Here is a 16787-nt window from a genome sequence, read left to right on the forward strand (position 1 = left end):
GCGTACGCTGCCCGGCCCGAACGCAGAACGAATCAATTCGCCGTTTCTTATGCGCAGGCTGAATAACCGCAGCGCAAACGGAGACAAGCACGGCGCGGCATTGTCTGGCATGCTGGCAGATCCGCTCAGTTTACTTGTCAGCTTTGAATCATCACCTTTGAAAGGACCGCCGCGTCGCTGCCGCCCGCCCCCGCCACCTTCCCCGCCGCCTGGCAACCCATCGTCGACCGCGCCGCCGACGCGCTGCGCGCTCTCGCGCTGGACGAAAGCGCCAAGGCGCGCTTCTGCACCGATCCGGCCCTGCTGCCGTTCATGCACCGCGTGGCCGAACGCTACGTGGCCGGCGCCACGGTGCCGGAGGCGGTGCGGCGCGTGGCGGCCAGCGCCGCCCGGGGCCACCGGGGCTCGGCCGAATACATGGGCGAGAGCGTGCAAGACGAGGCCGTGGCGATGGCCGAGACGGAAGTCTTCCTGGAACTGGTGCGCGCGCTGGACGAAGCCGGGCTGGACTCGTCGATCTCGTTCGACCTGTCCCATATCGGTGCCAGCGTCGATCCGGAACTGGGCTATCGCAATGCCGTGCGGCTGGGCCAGGCGGCGCGAGCATCCGGGCGCGAGCTGATGATCTCGATGGAAAACATCGAACGGGCCGACGCCATTTACGCCACCTATATGCGGCTGCACGACGAAGCGGGACTGGCCAATGTCGGCATCACCGTGCCGGCCAGGCGCCGCCGCTCCGTGCAGGACCTGCCGCGCCTGCTGCGCTATCCGGGCCGCATCCGGCTCGTCAAGGGCGCCTTCCATGAAAGCGCGGCCCATTCGCATGCCCGCAACAGCCCGGAACTGGCCGCCGCCTACCGCGAACATGCCGCCACCTTGTTGGGAAGCGGCCACCTGTGCTCGATCGCCACGCACGACCGCGCCATCCAGCATGACCTGGCCCGCCTGATCGACGACATCGCGCCGGACCCGGCCGCCTTCGACGCATTTGAGTTCGAGTCGCTGATCGGCCTGGGCACGGAGCAGATCGACACCCTGCGGGCGCGGGGCCTGCCGACGCGCGAATATACCGTGTTCGGCCACGAGCATTTCCTGTACGTGCTGAACCGCATCGCCGAGGAGCCCGTGCGACTGTACCAGGCCGTCACTGATGCGCTGGGGCCGTGGTTGTTGCCCGCCGCAGACGGCGCCGGCGGCGATGTAGTTGACGGGCAACAACACACATAAGCATATTGGAAAAGATTCGTTTTCATCCCAGCCGTGCAAGGGTATTGTTACCCTACATCAACGCGCGAGGTCGCCCACAGGGCGCCGCGCACTACACGGATCGGGTGTCCCATGTGCCAGCTTCTCGGATTGAACAGCAGTCTCCCCGCCGCGCTCGGCCCGTTCTTCGACGTCTTCGCCGAACGGGGCGGCCGCACCGACGAGCACAAGGACGGCTGGGGCATCGCTTTCCACAGCGGCAAGCGCTGCCGCCTGTTCACCGACCACCGCGCCGCCATCGATTCGCCGCTGGCGGCCCGCATCCGCCGCCGTCCGCTGCGTGCCCGCAATATCCTGGCCCATATCCGCAAGGCCACGCAGGGCCGCATCGCACTGGAAAACAGCCACCCGTTCGCGCGACGGCTGTGGGACCAGACGTGGAGCTTCGCCCACAACGGTGACCTGAAAACCTTCGCGCCGGCCCCGGGCCTTTACCGTCCCCAGGGCGACACGGACAGCGAAGCGGCGTTCTGCCACCTGCTGTCGCAACTGGCCCGGCGTTTCCCGCACGGCGCGCCGGCAGCGCATCTGCTGCACGCGGCGATGGCCGAAGTGGCGGCGGACATCGCCTCGCACGGCACCTTCAACTTCATCCTGTCCAATGGCGACACCCTGTTCGCCCACTGCTCGACCAACCTGCACTACCGCCTCGATGCCGGCAAGGCCATCATCGCCACCCAGCCCGTCGACACGGCCGAGGGCTGGATCGCCTTCGCCGCGGGCGAACTGAAGGCCTTCGGCCAGGGCCTGCTGCGCGCCTGACGTACCTGCCTGGCATGCCAGGATGGCAAGGCGCGCCGTATAATGGCGTGCCTCCTTCTCCCCATGTCCACATGCCCGACCCACATGATCCGTCCTTCGCCGACCGCGCCGGCGCGCAGTTCCGGCGCCGCCTCCTCACGCTTGCCGTCGTCGCCCTGGCCGGGCTGGCGCTGCTGACCGTCCGCCTGGTCTACCTGCAGGCCTGGCAATGAACGAGGCCGGATGGTGGGCGCGCCTGCGCCCCGTCGTGGCCGTGGACGTACCGCTGCTGCTGTGCATCGCACTGCTGCTGGTCACGGGCCTGGTGACGGTGTATTCCGCCGCCGCCGATTTCCCCGGCCGCTTCGCGGCCCAGCTGCGCAATATCGGCATCGCGCTGGCCATCATGTGGGTGGCCGCGAATGTGCCGCCGCCCCGACTGATGCGTCACGCGCCAGCCGTCTACGCCATCGGCGTGCTGATGCTGCTGGCCGTGCTGGTGGCGGGGGTGAGCAAGAAGGGCGCCACGCGCTGGCTGTACGTGGGCTTCGACTTCCAGCCGTCCGAGATCATGAAGATCGCCATGCCGCTGATGCTGGCCTGGTTCTTCCATCATTTCGGGGCCGCGCGGCGCTGGCAGAACTTCGCCGTCGCCGCCCTGCTGCTGGCCATTCCCGTCGGGCTCGTCATGAAGCAGCCGGACCTGGGCACGGCGCTGCTGGTGCTGGCGGCCGGTTTCTACGTGATCGTGCTGGCCGGCCTGCCGTGGCGGGCCCTGGCGGCACTGGCCGTGGCGGGCATCGTGGCCATGCCGCTGTCCTGGCCCCTGCTGCACGACTACCAGCGCCACCGCGTGATGACCCTCTTGCATCCGGACGCCGACCCGCTTGGCAAGGGCTTCCAGATCAAGCAGGCCGGCATCGCCATCGGCTCCGGTGGCGTCTCCGGCAAGGGCTGGCTGGAAGGCACGCAGGGCCACCTGGGCTTCCTGCCGGAACGCTCGACGGATTTCATCTTTTCCGTCTATGCGGAGGAATTCGGCCTGGCCGGCAATATCGCCCTGCTGGTGCTGTATTTCCTGCTGATCGTGCGGGGGCTGCAGATCACGGGCAGGGCGGCGACGCCCTTCTCGCGCCTGCTGGCCGGGGCCATCACGATGATCCTGTTTACGTATGCCTTCATCAATATCGGCATGGTCAGCGGCATCTTCCCCGTCGTCGGCGTGCCGCTGCCCTTCATCAGCTACGGCGGCACGGCCTTGATGACCCTGGGCCTCGGTTGCGGCATGCTGATGGCGATCGCGCGGGAAAGTGCCGCGCTGGCGCGCGGACGGCTGGGCGGGCTGAAGTAAAATTCAGAAAATTCAGGCCGAGCTGCAATTGCAGAAGCGCTTGCGCTGGCTGTCCGGCGCGCCGGCATGCAGGGCCAGGGGCTTCCAGAACAGCACTGTGTCGACCCCGTACGGCGCCCGCACATTGCCGTCGCGGCGATAGCCGTGGGCGGCGAAGAAGCCTTCGGCCGTGGCGGTGCTGTGCAGGAACAAGGTCTTGATGCCCAGGGCCAGCGCCCGTTCCTCCATCCGTGCCAGCAAGGCCCGGCCGGCGCCCCGGCGCAGCGCGTCGGGATGCAGGTAGCACAGGGCCAGCTTGCCGGCCGCCGTCAGCAGCGCCACGCCGACGACGGCGTCGTCCTGCACGGCCACCAGCGACACATTGGTGGGCGACTCGAACCAGGATGCCACCGTCTGCGGCGTCTTGTTGCCCAGCCAGGCGGACAGCACGGCGGCATCGCCCCGGTGGTCGAGCACGCAGCACTCCGCGATCGAGCGGCGCAGCACTTCACAGGCGGCGGCGGCGTCTTGCGGGACGGCTGGTCGAATATCAAAACTCATCTGCAGAAAATTCCATGACGCGGTTACAGCGGGACTATACACGAAGGCGTCCGCCGCCGTGGCGACACTGGCCAGGGGGCCGTTTTCCGGCGCCATCTAAGCATATTACGAAAATTTAGTATCTTTTTCGCGCGCAATTTCGCACCATTGATATCTGTTTTCCATTTCGGGACTACCATGTCACATAAGAAAATCGCATTTAGCGCCGCCCGCCGGTTGTTGCTGGCCTCCACTTTTGCCGCTGCCGTGGGCCTGCCCGTGGCCGCCTCGGCCGCCGATGTCACCCTGCTGAACGTCTCCTACGACGTGGCGCGCGAACTGTACCAGGACATCAATCCCGCCTTCGAGGCGCAGTTCAAGCGGACGACGGGCAAGACCATCCAGATCAAGCAGTCGCACGGCGGCTCGTCCAAGCAGGCGCGTTCCGTGGCGGACGGACTGGAAGCGTCCGTCGTGACGATGAACCAGGCCAACGATATCGACATGCTGGCCGACCGTGGCCTGGTGGCCAAGGACTGGGCCAGGAAGTTCCCCAACAACGCCGCCCCCGCCTATTCGACAATGGTCTACCTGGTGCGCAAGGGCAATCCGAAAGGCATCAAGGACTGGACCGACCTGGCCAAGCCCGGCACGAAGGTGGTCATCCCGAATCCGAAAACGGCCGGCAACGGCCGCTACACCTACCTGGCGGCCTGGGGCTCGGTGCTGCAGAACGGCGGCACCGACGCGCAGGCGCGCGAGCTGGTGACGAAAATCTTCAGGAACGTGCCGATCCTGGACACGGGCGGCCGTGCCGCCACCACCACGTTCACGCAGCGCCAAATCGGCGACGTGCTGGTGACGTTCGAGAACGAAGTGCAGCTGGTGCGCAAGGAATTCGGCGATAACTTCGACATCGTCTACCCGGCCTCGTCGATCCTGGCCGAGTCGCCCGTGGCAGTCGTCGACAAGGTGGTCGACAAGCGCGGCGTGCGCAATGAGGCAACGGCCTACCTGAACTTCCTGTACAGCGAGCAGGGCCAGGAAATCATCGCCAAGCACTACCTGCGCCCCCGTTCGGCTGCCGTGGCAAAGAAATATGCCGCCACCTTCCGTCCCATCAAGCTGTTCACGGTCGACGAAGTCTTCGGCGGCTGGCGCGCGGCCCAGAAGCGCCACTTCGACGACGGCGGCGAGTTCGACAAGATCTACGGCGGGCAGTAAGAAAAATCGGGGACAGTCCCGGAAAATTCGGGGACAGTCCCCGAATTTCGGAAGTGTGCGTTGGGACTCGTCCCAGAGGCTGACTGTTATTCTTAGGTCAAACTTAAAAGGAGGCTTTGGCCTCCTTTTTTGCATTCTTTGCCCCTGCTATCGAGGCGCGCACTGCTGACATCGTCTGGACTCGGCCGGTGCTTTGATGCTATCTTCTCAGCTTGGAAAATATTGCCGTATAGACAGATGGTCTTCCTGCGTTTGTCGCTGCGCCGCGCCCCGCACCCTTCCCCGAATTCACTTTAAAAAATGATCAAGAAAATTGCCGCCGCCCTGCTGTTGTCGTGCTCCGCGGCCGCCGTGCTGGCCGTGCCGATGGGCTCGCAATCCGTGCTGGTGGTCGAAGACGGCACTGGCAAGATTTTGCTGGAAAAGAATGCCACCGACGTCGTGCCCATCGCGTCGCTGACGAAGCTGATGACGGCCATGGTGGTGCTGGACTCGAAGCTGGACATGAACGAACAGATCAGCATCGACCGGCAGGACGTCGACATGCTCAAGCACAGCACCTCGCGCGTGCCCGTGGGCGCAACGCTGTCGCGCGGAGAAGTGCTGCAGCTGGCGCTGATGTCGTCCGATAACCGCGCCGCCGCGTCATTGGCGCGCACCTTTCCCGGCGGCCCGGAGCGCTTCAAGGCGGCCGTCAACGCCAAGATCCGCGCGCTGGGCATGACCCAGACCCGCATCGACGAGCCCACCGGCCTGTCGCCGAACAATACGTCGACGGCGACGGACCTGGTCAAGATGGCCACGGCCGCTGCCGCCTACCCGACGATCACCCAGTACACCACCGATACCCGCGAAGTCATCAACATCAAGGGCCGGGGTGTGGAATACCACAACACCAACCGCCTGGTGGGCGCCAAGGGCTGGGATATCGGCCTGTCGAAGACGGGCTACACGGAAGAAGCAGGCCGCTGCCTGATCATGCGCATCAAGGCGGCCGGCAAGAACGCCACCATCATCCTGCTCAACGCCCGCGCCAATTCGGCCCGCATCATGGATGCCCTGAATATCCGCCGCCTGATCACGGGCGACGGAGGCCGCGCCACCCTGGCCCGCGCCACCCGCTCGGCGCCGACGTCGCTGATCAAGGCGTCGGCGGGCCGCATGACGAAAGGTAAAAGCGCCGCCAAGGCCAACAACTACCGCAAGAAGGCGGCGCCAACGAAGAAGCCGCGCCGCCGCCGCGCCAACTGATCAGGGCCGCGCCGCCCGCCAGGCGTCGCGCTTGTCGCTGACGGTCGACACCGCGTCGGCGATCGCCACCAGCGCGTCGAGCAATTGGGCGGGCGTGCGCTTGCCGTCCGCCACCTCGCGTGCCTGCGTCACGCCCGCGTGCAGCAATGCCAGCGTCTGGGCCGTGTCAAGGGCCGCCAGGCCGCGGTAAAGGCGCATGTTCGCCACCAGGTCGTCAACGTTGCGGCGCCCGTCCGCCGTACCCAGGCAGTCCGGCCAGCGGCAGTTCTTCAAGGCGCGCTGCTGCGCCAGCAGGGTCTGCGCCACCATCCATCGCCGCAGCGTCACCATCGCGCCCAATGTCGTCTGGTTCATCGCGCAGGCCGCCGGCGCGCTGGCCGGCGCATGCTGGATATACGGTCCGAAGGAACTGCCCGGCGCCTGGCGCAGCACGGCCTCGGCCTGTTCCAGCTTCGGCACCAGCCGCTTCACCGTTTCCGTCACCGCCTCGTCGCGGCTGGTCGCCTCCAGCACGGCCAGGATCGAACGGGCCAGGTCGTCCAGCGCCAGCATGGGCGCGATGCCGGGCAAGGCGGCCGGGCCCACGCCCGGCTGGTACTGGCCGACGACGCCGGCCGCGTCGGCGCTGAACAGTTCGCGGCAACGCTGCTGGGCAGCCGTGGTGCCCGTGCCGGCCGCCGGCAAGTCGGCCTCGCGCCGGTTGGCCGCGTTCAGGCGCAACTGGGCGATATAGCCGGCGTAGCCCACATCATCCGGCGTGGCGCCGACCTGCTGCACCAGGGCCAGCGCGTCGCCGAACACGCCCAGGGCGGCGTCGGCCGCCGCAGGACCGCTGACAGGCACGCACACCTTCCGGCCGAAATCGATTATCTGGTACGGCCCCGCACCCAATACGTACAGCTTTTCCGCGTCGTCGGCGGCCTGCCGTGCCAGCAGCCTTGCTTCTCCGGCGGCAGCGGCCGGTTCCGCCAGGGCCTGCGTGAAGCCCGACCGGCTGGCAGGCGTGGCCGCGCAGCCGGCCAGCAGCAGGGCCAGCACGGGCGCGGCCATTTGCAAGGTTCGTGACAACGGCATCAAGGCAAGCCACATGGGCATCTCCTCCTTCTGGTCGTGACCGGCACGTGCCGGCCCCGTCATTATGACGCCGACCGCCCCGTCCCCGCGCGCAAGTTTCAGGCCAGCAGTGCCTCGCGCAGGCCGCTGGCGCGCCGGGTACGCTCGGCGATGGCCTGGCCGAGCACGGCCCCGTTGGGCGCCACCAGCGTGAAGAATTCGCGCGCCCGCGTGATGCCCGTGTAGACCAGTTCGCGCGCCAGCACGGCATTGGCCTCGCGCGGCAGCACCATGGCCGTGTGCGTGAATTCCGACCCCTGCGACTTGTGCACCGTCATGGCGAACGCCGTCTCCACGTTGCGCAGCCGCGTGGCCAGCACGCTGCGAATGACGTCGCCGTCGGCGAACCACACGCGCAGGGAGCCGGGGCGCAGCGGGTCCGGAAGGGTCAGGCCGATATCGCCGTTGTAGACACCGGTGGCATAGTCGTTGCGGGTCACCATGACGGGCCGCCCCACGTACCACTCGCCGCGCCGCCGGATCAGGCGCAGCTGGTCCAGCCGCGTCTCGATGGCCTCGTTCAGGCCCGCCACGCCCCACTCGCCCGCGCGCACGGCGCACAGCAGGCGGAATTGTTCGAAGCGGCGCAGCACGGCGCGCACCCAGCCCTGGTGATCCATGTCCCAGGCCTCGGGCCCCGCCTTGACGACGGTGAGGTAGTCGCGGTAGCCCTGGCCCGCGCCTTCGCGCCCGTCGATGGCCAGCGCCAGTACGTCGGCAGGCCGGGCCCCTTCGAGCCACAGGAGGCGGGCGCCGTGTTCTTCCGGCCCGGCGCGCAACACGGCGCGGGCAGCTTCCGCGTCGCCCCGGTTCACGGCCAGCGCCAGCGCACCGATCGGGCCGCCGAAGCGGCGGCTGCGGCGCAGCATGACGATACTTTGCGCCAGTACGCCGCCATCGCGTTCGCGGTACGGGGCGGGAATGGTCTCGCCCGTGGCCCGCGCCACGTAGTCGACGGTGCCTTCGGCGTAATGGCCGCTTTCCGCTTCGGCGCACAGGTCGCCCAGCACGGCGCCCGCTTCCACGGACGCCAGCTGGTCCTTGTCGCCCAGCAGGATCAGGCGCGCGTGATCGGGCAACGCTGCCAGCAGCGCCGCCATCATCTCCAGGTGCACCATCGACGCCTCGTCGACGATCAGCACGTCCACGTCCAGCGGATTGCCGGCGTGATAGGCAAAGCTGCGCGTGTCCGGCCGCGCGCCGAGCAGGCTGTGCAAGGTGCGCGCCGCGCCCATGCGCGCCGCCAGTTCACGCAGCGGCAGGGTCTCGCCCAGTTTCTCGGCCAGCTCGTCCAGCGCCGTGTCGATCGACTGCTTCAGCCGCGCCGCCGCCTTGCCCGTCGGTGCCGCCAGAGCGATGCGCAAACCGGCCGCGCCGCCTTCGCCGTCGGCCATGGCGAACAGCAGCGCCAGCAGTCGCGCCACCGTATAGGTCTTGCCGGTGCCAGGGCCGCCCGTGATGACAGCCAGGTCGCTGCGCAGCGCCACGGCGCAGGCGATCTTCTGCCAGTCCGGGCCCGGGTCGGCATCGCGCGTGTCGAGAGGGGCCTCGAACAGCCGGTCCAGCCAGCCCCGGACGGTATCGGCATCGACGGCGCGGGCGCTGCCGGCGCGGCGCCGGATCGAGGACGCCACCGTCATCTCGTCGCGCCAGTAGCGGCGCAGGTACAGGCGCTCGCCATCGAGCACGAGGGGCTGCTTGAAATCGAGGTCGCCCACCGGCCACACCTGCTCGCAGGCCTGCAGCAGCGCGCGCCAGCCGGCGCCGTTCTTCGGCAGCGGGCCCGCGGCCGCGCGCAACGCGGCCCATTCGCCATCGAGCCAGCCCAGTTGCGGCGACGGGTCGCGCGCCAGGTCGGCCAGCACCAGGCAGCTGTGGCCCCGCCCTTCCAGCTCGGACAGCAGCGCGCAGGCCACCAGCAGCGGCGCCGGTGCGTGGCCGAGGGTGCCGACGAAGCGGGCAAAGGCGCCGGCCAGGCGGCGCAGCTTGCCCGCCTCGGTCAGCGCGTCCAGTTGCGCCAGGGTCGCTTCGATGCGCTCCTCAAGGCCGGGGTTCATCGCGGGCTTCATTCATCGTCTTCCAGTGGGACCAAGGCATCCTGGCGCAGCAGCGAATCCAGGCCGTCCAGCAGCGCCGCGTCCGGCGCCAGCACGTAACATCCCCGCGTCACCGGGTTCCCGATACCGCGCAGGAAAAAGAACACGGCGCCACCCAGGTGTTCGGCCGGGTCGTAGGCCTCGCCCAGCCGGCTGGCCAGCAGGCGGTGCAGCGCCAGCATGTAGATGGCACCCTGCACGTCGTAGCGGTGTTCGGCCATGCCGTGCGCCAGTGCCGCCTGGTGATATGCCGCGTCGCCGCCGCCGAGCGCGTTCGATTTGTAGTCCAGCACCCAGTAGCGCCCTTCATGTTCGAACACGAGGTCGGAAAAGCCTTTCAGCATGCCGTGCAGGGCCCGCTGCGGCAGGGCGGGACGGGCATTGCCGCCCAGCAGGTGCTGCCGGCACAGCGTATCGAGCCGGCTCGTGGCCAGGTGCTCGCTGGGGAACCAGAATTCCATCTCCGGCAGCAGCGCGCCGATATCGCGCAGCGCCGCACCCAGCGGCGGCAAGGGCGTGGCCACCAGTTCGCGCAGCCACGCGATGGTGTCGTCCAGCCGGTGGCCCCAGCCGGCCCGTTCGATGCGCCGGCCGATGCGGGCGTCGAAACCGGGGTCGTCGATGCTGTCGAAGCCTTCCTGCGCCAGCCATTCGAGCTGCTCGTGCAGGAAGTTGCCGGGCACGGAGCCGCGCGGGAAGCGGTGCCACGGCGCGTCCTCCACCTTCGCGGCCGGCGTGCCGTCCTCGCCCTCGAGCAGGGTTTCCTCCAGTGCGTCCTTCGGCACGGGCACGGGCACGGCCGCCTGGGTGCCGCGCGTGAGGGACGTGAAGCTGCCGACCGACCAGTTGCGTTCGAACGTGCCGTTGTAGGGTGCCGGATCGACCAGCGGCGGCACTTCCTCGACGCGGGCCAGCATCGTCACCTGCTCCGGCTGGTCCAGGGTGGCGATGCCGATGGCGTCGCAGTCGCCCCGCAGGTGCTGCCACCGTTCCTGCAGGTGCTCGGCCGGCAGCGGCGCGCCGCCCGTCAGCAGGTAGCCCAGCGCCGAGTCGTGCAGCACGTTGCTGCCTTCCTTGCGCGCGGGCAGTGCGGCCACGCCCAGCCACAGGAAGTGGCGCGCCCGCGTCAGCGCCACGTACAACAGGCGCAGGTCTTCCTCGATGCGGGCCGATTCCACCGCGGCCTGGGCCTCGTCGGACAGCGCCATGTCGATGCGCCGCACGCCGTCGGCATCGGTGTATTCGAAGAAGCTGCGGTTGCGCTTGTCCACCTTGCGCGCCGTGACGGCGAACGGCAGGTACACCAGCGGATACTCCAGGCCCTTCGACTTGTGCACCGTGACGACCTTCACCAGCTCCGCGTCCGATTCCAGCCGCAGCACCTGCTCGTCGCTGTTGTCGCCCTCCCCTTCGACCTGTTCGGCCAGCCAGCGGATCAGGGCCTGTTCGCCATCGAGCTGGCGGCTGGCCGACTGCAGCAGCTCGGCCAGGTGCAACAGGTTGGTCAGGCGCCGCTCGCCGCCCGGCTGGGCCAGCAGCGCGGCCGGCAGGCCCAGTTCATGGATGAAGCGGCGCAGCATGGCCAGCACGCCCTGGCGCTGCCAGATCGTGTGCAGGGTCTTCAACTGCTCGACGCGCTGTTCCCACGCCAGCTCGTCGGCCGACAGGCGTGCCAGTTCGGCCAGCGACAGGTTGGCCGTGCGCGTGGCGAAGGCGGCCCGCGCCAGGCTGCCATCGAGGGGATTGGCCAGCGCCGTCAGCCAGCGCAGGATGTCGCGCGCCTCATCGCTGTCGAGCACGGAGTCCTTGTCGGACAGGTAGACGCTGGGCACGCGCCGGCGCCGCAGCGCCAGCCGGATCGCCTGCGCCTCCTTGCGGTCGCGCACGAGGATGGCGATATCGGCCGGTTCCAGCCGCCGCCAGCCGTCCGGGCCGTCGAAGCCCGTGTCCGGGTGGTTCAGCAGGGCCACGATATGCTCGGCGCAGTGATGGGCGAAGAAATCGCGGTAGGCGTCGGCGCGCAGCTCGCCGCTGACGGCGCAGGAAATCGTCAGTGCCTGCAACTGGCCGTCGACGCCGACCAGCCGCTCGCTGCGCCCTTTCGCGTCGACCGCCTCGAACGGCAGCGGATTGACGGAGCCGGAGCGGAAGCGGAACGCGCCCCGGTCGAAGCCCGTGTCGTTGGCCAGCCGCTCCGCGTGGAGGAACACGCGGTTGACGGCGGCCACCACTTCCTGCGTGGAGCGGTAGTTGGTGCCCAGCTGGAAATGACGGCCGAGGGTGGCGCGGCGCGCGGCCAGGTAGCTGTGGATGTCCGCGCCGCGGAAACCGTAGATCGACTGCTTCGGGTCGCCGATCAGGAACAGCCCCAGCGTAGGGTCGTTGTGCGCCACGCGGTACAGCAGGTCGAGGATGCGGTATTGCGACGGCGCCGTGTCCTGGAATTCGTCGACCAGCGCCACCGGGTACTGCTCCGTGATGCGCTGGCGCAGCGCGGCGCCGTTCTCGCCCTCCAGCGCGTGCTGCAGGCGCACCAGCATGTCGGCGAAACCGAACTGGCGCTTCTCGCGCTTGAGCGCTTCCATGCGCGCGGCGATCACTACGGCGGCATGCCGGTACAGCCGGTGGCGCAGCGGTTCGAAGGCACCCAGCGCCGCCTGCAGCGCGTCGAGCGCGGCAAAATCGTCCGGGATGTCCGGGCCGCTGTAGGCATCGGCGATCCCGGCCGGCACCAGGCGCTTCCAGCCGGACTCCGACATGCCCGGATCGACCATGGCCGGATCGAACGCCCACGCGCGCAGGCTGGCGAACCAGCCGGCCAGCCAGTTTGCCTTCATCTTCTGGCCATTGAGCAGTTTGGCGGCCTTCTGCCGCTCGAGCCACTGCTCCATCCGGTCCAGCCGCTCGCCCCAGCCTTCCTTCAGGCCGGCCAGCCATTGCTGCTGCTCGCGCAGCGCCGCGCCGATCATGCTGCCCAGCGGCTCGCCCGGGTCGGCCCCTTGCGTCCAGCCGGCCGTGCCGGCGCGCCGCACCAGCTCCTTCAGGCTCACTTTCAGGCGCCCCACGTCCGGCCAGCATTCCAGCAGCGCGCCCAGGGCCGGCTCGCGCAGCGGGTAGACGTGCTGGCGCCAGTAGTCGTGCGCCGCATCCTCGAACAGCGCCCCTTCGTCGCTGACCAGTTCCTCGTCGAACAGGCTGCCGCTGTCGAAGGCGTGCTCGCGCAGCATGCGCTGGCACCATGCGTCGATGGTGAAGATGGCCGCTTCGTCCATCGTCTCGGCGGCCAGCATCAGCCGGTGCGCCGCCTGCTGGCGGGCGCTGACGTCCGGATACGCTTCCAGCAGCGCGTCCAGGTAGCCGTCGCCGTGGCCGGCCTGGCCCCGGAAATACGCCGCCGCCTCGACCAGGCGCTCGCGCACGCGGTTCGACAGCTCGCGCGTGGCGGCGCGGGTAAAGGTCATGACGAGGATATCGGCCGGCAGCAGGGGCCGCGCGAAGCCTTGCGTGCCGCCGTGGCCCAGCACCAGGCGCACGTACAACGCGGCGATGGTCCACGTCTTGCCCGTGCCGGCGCTGGCCTCGATCAGGCGCGTGCCATGCAGGGGGAAGGTCAAGGGGTCGAGCAGTTGCGCAGCGCCGTCGCTCACGTTGTTGCCGATGTCGTCGCTCATGCCGCCTCCCCGTCGATGGATCGCACGGTCACGTGCTTGTCCAGCCACTCGGCCAGCGGGCCGTACAGGGCGCGGGCGACCCGGGCGTGGTCCGGCTCGGCCGCCAGGGCGCTGTATTCCGGCCACAGGCGCGCCAGGCATTCGTCGTCGCCCTCGCCGCTCACCTCGAAACCGCCGTCATAGGTGGCGCGGGGCTCGCCCCCGGTCACCAGCGCCAGCGCCGCCTTGCAGGCCACGGGCAGCGGCGAGTCCATGCCCTGGCGCCACCACTGCACCAGGCCGGCCAGGGTGGCGCGGGCCGCTTCCTGGTCCAGGGGCGGCATCGTCACGACGGCGTCGCGCGCCACCAGCATGCCCGTGATGGCGGCGCCCTGGGCGCTGGCGGCCAGTTGGCGCAGCCACATGGCGATCAGCTTGTCGCCGCGCGGGTGGCCGGCCTTGTCCAGCGCGCGCGACGACATCTGCAGCAGCCACACGGTGTGCGCACCGGGGCCTTCGCCGTCGCTGCGCAGGCCGTCGATCCAGTCTTCCAGCACGATGCCGTCCAGCGCCAGGCCGACGGGCAGCTTGCCGGCCGCATGCGGATAGGCCGCGCCCAGGCGCAGCCACGCGCGGCGCACGGGAACCAGGGCCTGCACCAGCGCCTCGCGCACGCCGTCGCCGATCAGGCCGATGGGCAGCACGCCTTCGCGCTGCAGGCGCCGGGCCCGCGCCGCCAGGCTTTCCAGCGCGTCGGCCTGGGCTTCCGGCGCCACCAGCGTGTCCTCGAGCAGCGCGTCTTCGAGCAGGTAGCGTTCCAGCGCGTTCAGCGAGAACGGCTCCTCGTCCTCGCCCACCAGGGCCGATTCGGCGAACATGACGCCCAGGCGCTGGCGGAAGAAATAACGCACGGGCTGGCGCAGGAAGGCTGCCAGCATCGACAGCTTCAGGCGAAAGCGCGCGTCGATCTCGAACGGCGGCAGCACCGTGGCCGGGTCGATCTCCCCGCCTTCGTCGCGCGCATCGGCCAGATGCGCGGCACGCCACTCGCCGGCGAACGTCAGCAGGCCGCCCTGCTCGAAGTAGCGGCGCGAGAACGGCTGCAGTGCGTGTTCCGTCGTGCGCGCCTTCAGGTCCGGCAGCTGCCAGCCGGCGCGCAGGTAGTCCATCAGCTGGGCCACCAGCACGGACGGCGGCTGCTCGCTGTTGTCGCGCACGTTGCGGCCGCACCAGCTGATATACAGCGTGTCGCGCGCGGCCAGCACCGCTTCGAGCATCAGGTAGCGGTCGTCGTCGCGGCGCGAACGGTCGCCCGGCCGCGCCATGCCGGGCAAGGCCAGCAGGTCGAAATCGAGCCGGCTGGCGCGGCGGGGGAAGTCGCCTTCGTTCATGCCCAACAGGCACACGACGCGAAACGGCACGGCGCGCATCGGCATCAGGGTGCAGAAGGTGACGCCACCTGAGACGAACTGGTGCTCCAGCGACGGCTCGTCCAGCGCCGACAGCCATGCTTCGCGCAGCACGGACAGGGGCACGGGCTCGTCGAAGCCGGCCATGTCGCACGTCTCCAGCCAGCAGTTCAAGGTCTCGTTCAACTGGTTCAACGTGAGCCGGTCGGCTTCCTCGCGCGCGTCGAAGAACGCGGCGAGCAATTTTCTCGCCTGCTCGCCCCACTCGCCCGGGGTGCGCGCTTCGGCCAGCGTGGCGCGCCAGGCCAGCAACTGCTCGACCAGCTGGGCCAGCGAGCCGGCCAGCGCCGCATCGAGTCCGCCCACTTCGCCATACGGTTCGATCTCGCCGAAGGCGTCGCCGTTGCCGCTGGCATAGCCCAGCAGCATGCGGCGGATGCCGAAGATCCATGCATTCTGTTCGCCGGCCGGGCCCAGGCCCAGGCCTTCGCGGTGGCGCCGGTCCAGGCCCCAGCGCACGCCCGAGCCTTCGATCCACTGGCCCAGCACGGGCAGGTCGTCCGGCGCCAGGCCGAAGCGGCGCGCCACGGCCGGCACGTCCAGCAGGTCGCGCACCTCGCTCTGGCGGCAGCGCTGCTGGGGCAGGCGCAGCAGCCATTCCAGCGCCACCAGCAGCGGGTTGACGCTGCGGTCGTTGACGTCGCCGATCTCGAAGGGGATGTGGCGCGGGTCGCCGGCGGCACCGCCGGTTCTGGCACCGCGCCGGTACTGGCCGAATACGGCATGGATGGCGGCCGTGAAGACGTCGATATCGGGCACCATGACGACGATGTCGCGCGGGCGCAGGCCCGGATCGCGCGCGAACATGGCCAGCAGCTGGTCGTGCAGCACTTCCACTTCGCGCTGCACGCTGTGGGCGACGTGGAAGACGACGGAGCGGTCCTCGCTTCCCGGCGTGGGGAACTGGTGCTCGGCCAGCGGCAGCAGGTCGCGCACGGCGGCTTGCATCTGGTGCAGCAAGGTGTCGCCCGCGTCGTCGCTGAACAGATCCACCCGCAGGTGGTCGCCGTCGCCCGCGGCCGCCGTCGCTTCGTCGAATTCGTCGAGCATGCGGATATAGTCGCGCCCTTGGCGCCCCCAGCTGGCCAGCAGCGGGTGGCTGTGGGCGTGCAGTTCCTCCAGCGGGATGCTGCCCAGGTCCAGGCCGTTGCGGGGATGCTGGCGCCGGCGCGCCGCGCGCAGCAGATCGCGCCCGTCGATGATGTCGCCCCAGTAGAAACGGCAGGGATTGGGCACGGCCACGATGACCTGGGTGAAGCGGGCCAGCGACGCCAGCGCCTGCAAGGTCTGGTACGGCAGCGCGGACACGCCGAACAGCACGACCCTGCGCGGCAGCGGCGTGACGGGCTCGGCGCCCCCGGCCACGGCCTGCACGAATTCGGTATGCACGCCGGCCCGGCCCAGCGCCCGTTCTTCCGCCGGCACGCTGCCGACGATGGCACGCCACAACGCCGCCTGCCAGCGCTGGCCTTCCGGCAGCGGGTACACGACGCCGCGCGGGCAACGGGTCTGGTCGCGCCCCGCCTCCCAGTCGGCCAGCCAGTCGGCCCGGTATACCTGGTACTGGTCGAACAGGTCGGACAGGCGCTCGGACAGCTGCAGCCGGCGTTCCGGGTCGCCGCCGGCGAGGAAGTGACGCAGCGGCGCGAACATGTCGTCGGCCAGCAGGGCCGGCAGCAGGCGCATCAACCGCCACGTCAGGGGGCCCTTGTCGAAGGCGGAGATGCGCGGCACCCGCTCGCGCCCCAGCATGGCCCGGTAGGCCTGCCACAGGAAACGCGCCGGCAATGCCACGCGGGTAGCGGCGCACACGCCCATTTCCTCGGCCAGCGCGATCTTGAGCCACTCGGCCACGCCGTTCGACTGCACCAGCAGCACATCCGTTTCCAGCGGGTCGAGCGGATGGTTGCGCAGCCACTGGAACACGGCGGCACGCAACTGCTCCAGCTGGTTGCCGTGCAGGATCAGCAGGCCGGGGGAAATCGACGATTGGTGCAGCGTGGACATACGAGGGTGGCGACCGACGGGACGGTGGGACAGGGCGCTATTATCGCATCTTGGCCGCCGCGGTAGAGCTGCCGCCTTGCATCGTGCTCCCCGCAAC

At 69.3% G+C, this 16787-nt stretch carries 11 protein-coding genes; 6 read left to right on the forward strand and 5 right to left on the reverse strand.

Annotation, left to right across the window (positions count from 1 at the left end):
• Positions 1–312: 312 nt before the first annotated feature.
• The 4 genes from GM672_RS07455 to rodA all read left to right on the forward strand — a co-directional run bounded on the left by GM672_RS07455 (position 313) and on the right by rodA (position 3361).
• Positions 313–1230: a proline dehydrogenase family protein gene (locus tag GM672_RS07455; RefSeq protein ID WP_155469898.1), complete on the forward strand. Its 918-nt coding sequence runs from the start codon at positions 313–315 to the stop codon at positions 1228–1230.
• 111 nt (positions 1231–1341) lie between these two features.
• Positions 1342–2031 carry a class II glutamine amidotransferase gene (locus GM672_RS07460; RefSeq protein ID WP_155469899.1) on the forward strand — a complete coding sequence of 230 codons (690 nt, stop codon included), beginning with the start codon at positions 1342–1344 and terminating at the stop codon, positions 2029–2031.
• A gap of 71 nt (positions 2032–2102) precedes the next feature.
• Positions 2103–2243, forward strand: a complete 141-nt coding sequence (locus GM672_RS07465; protein WP_155469900.1) for a hypothetical protein — start codon at positions 2103–2105, stop codon at positions 2241–2243.
• Positions 2240–3361 (forward strand): rod shape-determining protein RodA, encoded by a 1122-nt coding sequence (gene rodA, locus GM672_RS07470; RefSeq protein WP_155469901.1) that lies wholly within the window; start codon positions 2240–2242, stop codon positions 3359–3361. The genes GM672_RS07465 and rodA overlap by 4 nt, the downstream gene beginning before the upstream one ends.
• Before the next feature lie 12 nt (positions 3362–3373).
• Here the strand turns inward: rodA and GM672_RS07475 are convergent, their stop codons facing one another.
• A complete protein-coding gene (locus tag GM672_RS07475) occupies positions 3374–3901 on the reverse strand; it encodes a GNAT family N-acetyltransferase (protein WP_155469902.1) in 528 nt (175 codons plus the stop codon).
• Positions 3902–4078: 177 nt separating this feature from the next.
• Between GM672_RS07475 and GM672_RS07480 the strand changes: the two genes are divergently transcribed.
• Entirely contained in the window at positions 4079–5104 is a 1026-nt protein-coding gene (locus tag GM672_RS07480; RefSeq protein WP_155469903.1) for a sulfate ABC transporter substrate-binding protein, read from the forward strand.
• A 300-nt stretch (positions 5105–5404) separates the two neighbouring features.
• Positions 5405–6355 (forward strand): serine hydrolase, encoded by a 951-nt coding sequence (locus tag GM672_RS07485; RefSeq protein WP_155469904.1) that lies wholly within the window; start codon positions 5405–5407, stop codon positions 6353–6355.
• Here GM672_RS07485 and GM672_RS07490 read toward each other — a convergent pair whose 3' ends face one another.
• From GM672_RS07490 to recC, 4 genes are all read right to left on the reverse strand, one after another.
• Positions 6356–7444, reverse strand: coding sequence for a hypothetical protein (locus tag GM672_RS07490; protein WP_155469905.1), 1089 nt, complete (start codon positions 7442–7444; stop codon positions 6356–6358).
• 83 nt (positions 7445–7527) lie between these two features.
• Positions 7528–9525 carry an exodeoxyribonuclease V subunit alpha gene (recD, locus tag GM672_RS07495; RefSeq protein ID WP_155469906.1) on the reverse strand — a complete coding sequence of 666 codons (1998 nt, stop codon included), beginning with the start codon at positions 9523–9525 and terminating at the stop codon, positions 7528–7530.
• Positions 9526–9533: 8 nt separating this feature from the next.
• Positions 9534–13235 (reverse strand): exodeoxyribonuclease V subunit beta, encoded by a 3702-nt coding sequence (recB, locus tag GM672_RS07500; RefSeq protein WP_155469907.1) that lies wholly within the window; start codon positions 13233–13235, stop codon positions 9534–9536.
• The gene (gene recC, locus GM672_RS07505; RefSeq protein WP_211517337.1) at positions 13232–16690 is read right to left on the reverse strand and encodes an exodeoxyribonuclease V subunit gamma; all 3459 of its coding nucleotides are present in this window, start codon (positions 16688–16690) and stop codon (positions 13232–13234) included. The genes recB and recC overlap by 4 nt, the downstream gene beginning before the upstream one ends.
• Positions 16691–16787: the final 97 nt, after the last annotated feature.

It is taken from the genome of Pseudoduganella buxea, assembly GCF_009720835.1.
Lineage (GTDB): Bacteria > Pseudomonadota > Gammaproteobacteria > Burkholderiales > Burkholderiaceae_D > Rugamonas > Rugamonas buxea.

Bases quoted from the DNA above. Each gene is read 5' to 3' on its own strand.
- GM672_RS07455 (WP_155469898.1), top strand. From the start codon at position 313: ATGCACCGCGTGGCCGAACGCTACGTGGCCGGCGCCACGGTGCCGGAG.
- GM672_RS07460 (WP_155469899.1), top strand. From the start codon at position 1,342: ATGTGCCAGCTTCTCGGATTGAACAGCAGTCTCCCCGCCGCGCTCGGC.
- recD (WP_155469906.1), bottom strand. From the start codon at position 9,525: ATGAACCCCGGCCTTGAGGAGCGCATCGAAGCGACCCTGGCGCAACTG.
- recB (WP_155469907.1), bottom strand. From the start codon at position 13,235: ATGAGCGACGACATCGGCAACAACGTGAGCGACGGCGCTGCGCAACTG.
- GM672_RS07475 (WP_155469902.1), bottom strand. From the start codon at position 3,901: ATGAGTTTTGATATTCGACCAGCCGTCCCGCAAGACGCCGCCGCCGCC.
- GM672_RS07490 (WP_155469905.1), bottom strand. From the start codon at position 7,444: ATGTGGCTTGCCTTGATGCCGTTGTCACGAACCTTGCAAATGGCCGCG.
- rodA (WP_155469901.1), top strand. From the start codon at position 2,240: ATGAACGAGGCCGGATGGTGGGCGCGCCTGCGCCCCGTCGTGGCCGTG.
- GM672_RS07480 (WP_155469903.1), top strand. From the start codon at position 4,079: ATGTCACATAAGAAAATCGCATTTAGCGCCGCCCGCCGGTTGTTGCTG.
- GM672_RS07465 (WP_155469900.1), top strand. From the start codon at position 2,103: ATGCCCGACCCACATGATCCGTCCTTCGCCGACCGCGCCGGCGCGCAG.
- recC (WP_211517337.1), bottom strand. From the start codon at position 16,690: ATGTCCACGCTGCACCAATCGTCGATTTCCCCCGGCCTGCTGATCCTG.
- GM672_RS07485 (WP_155469904.1), top strand. From the start codon at position 5,405: ATGATCAAGAAAATTGCCGCCGCCCTGCTGTTGTCGTGCTCCGCGGCC.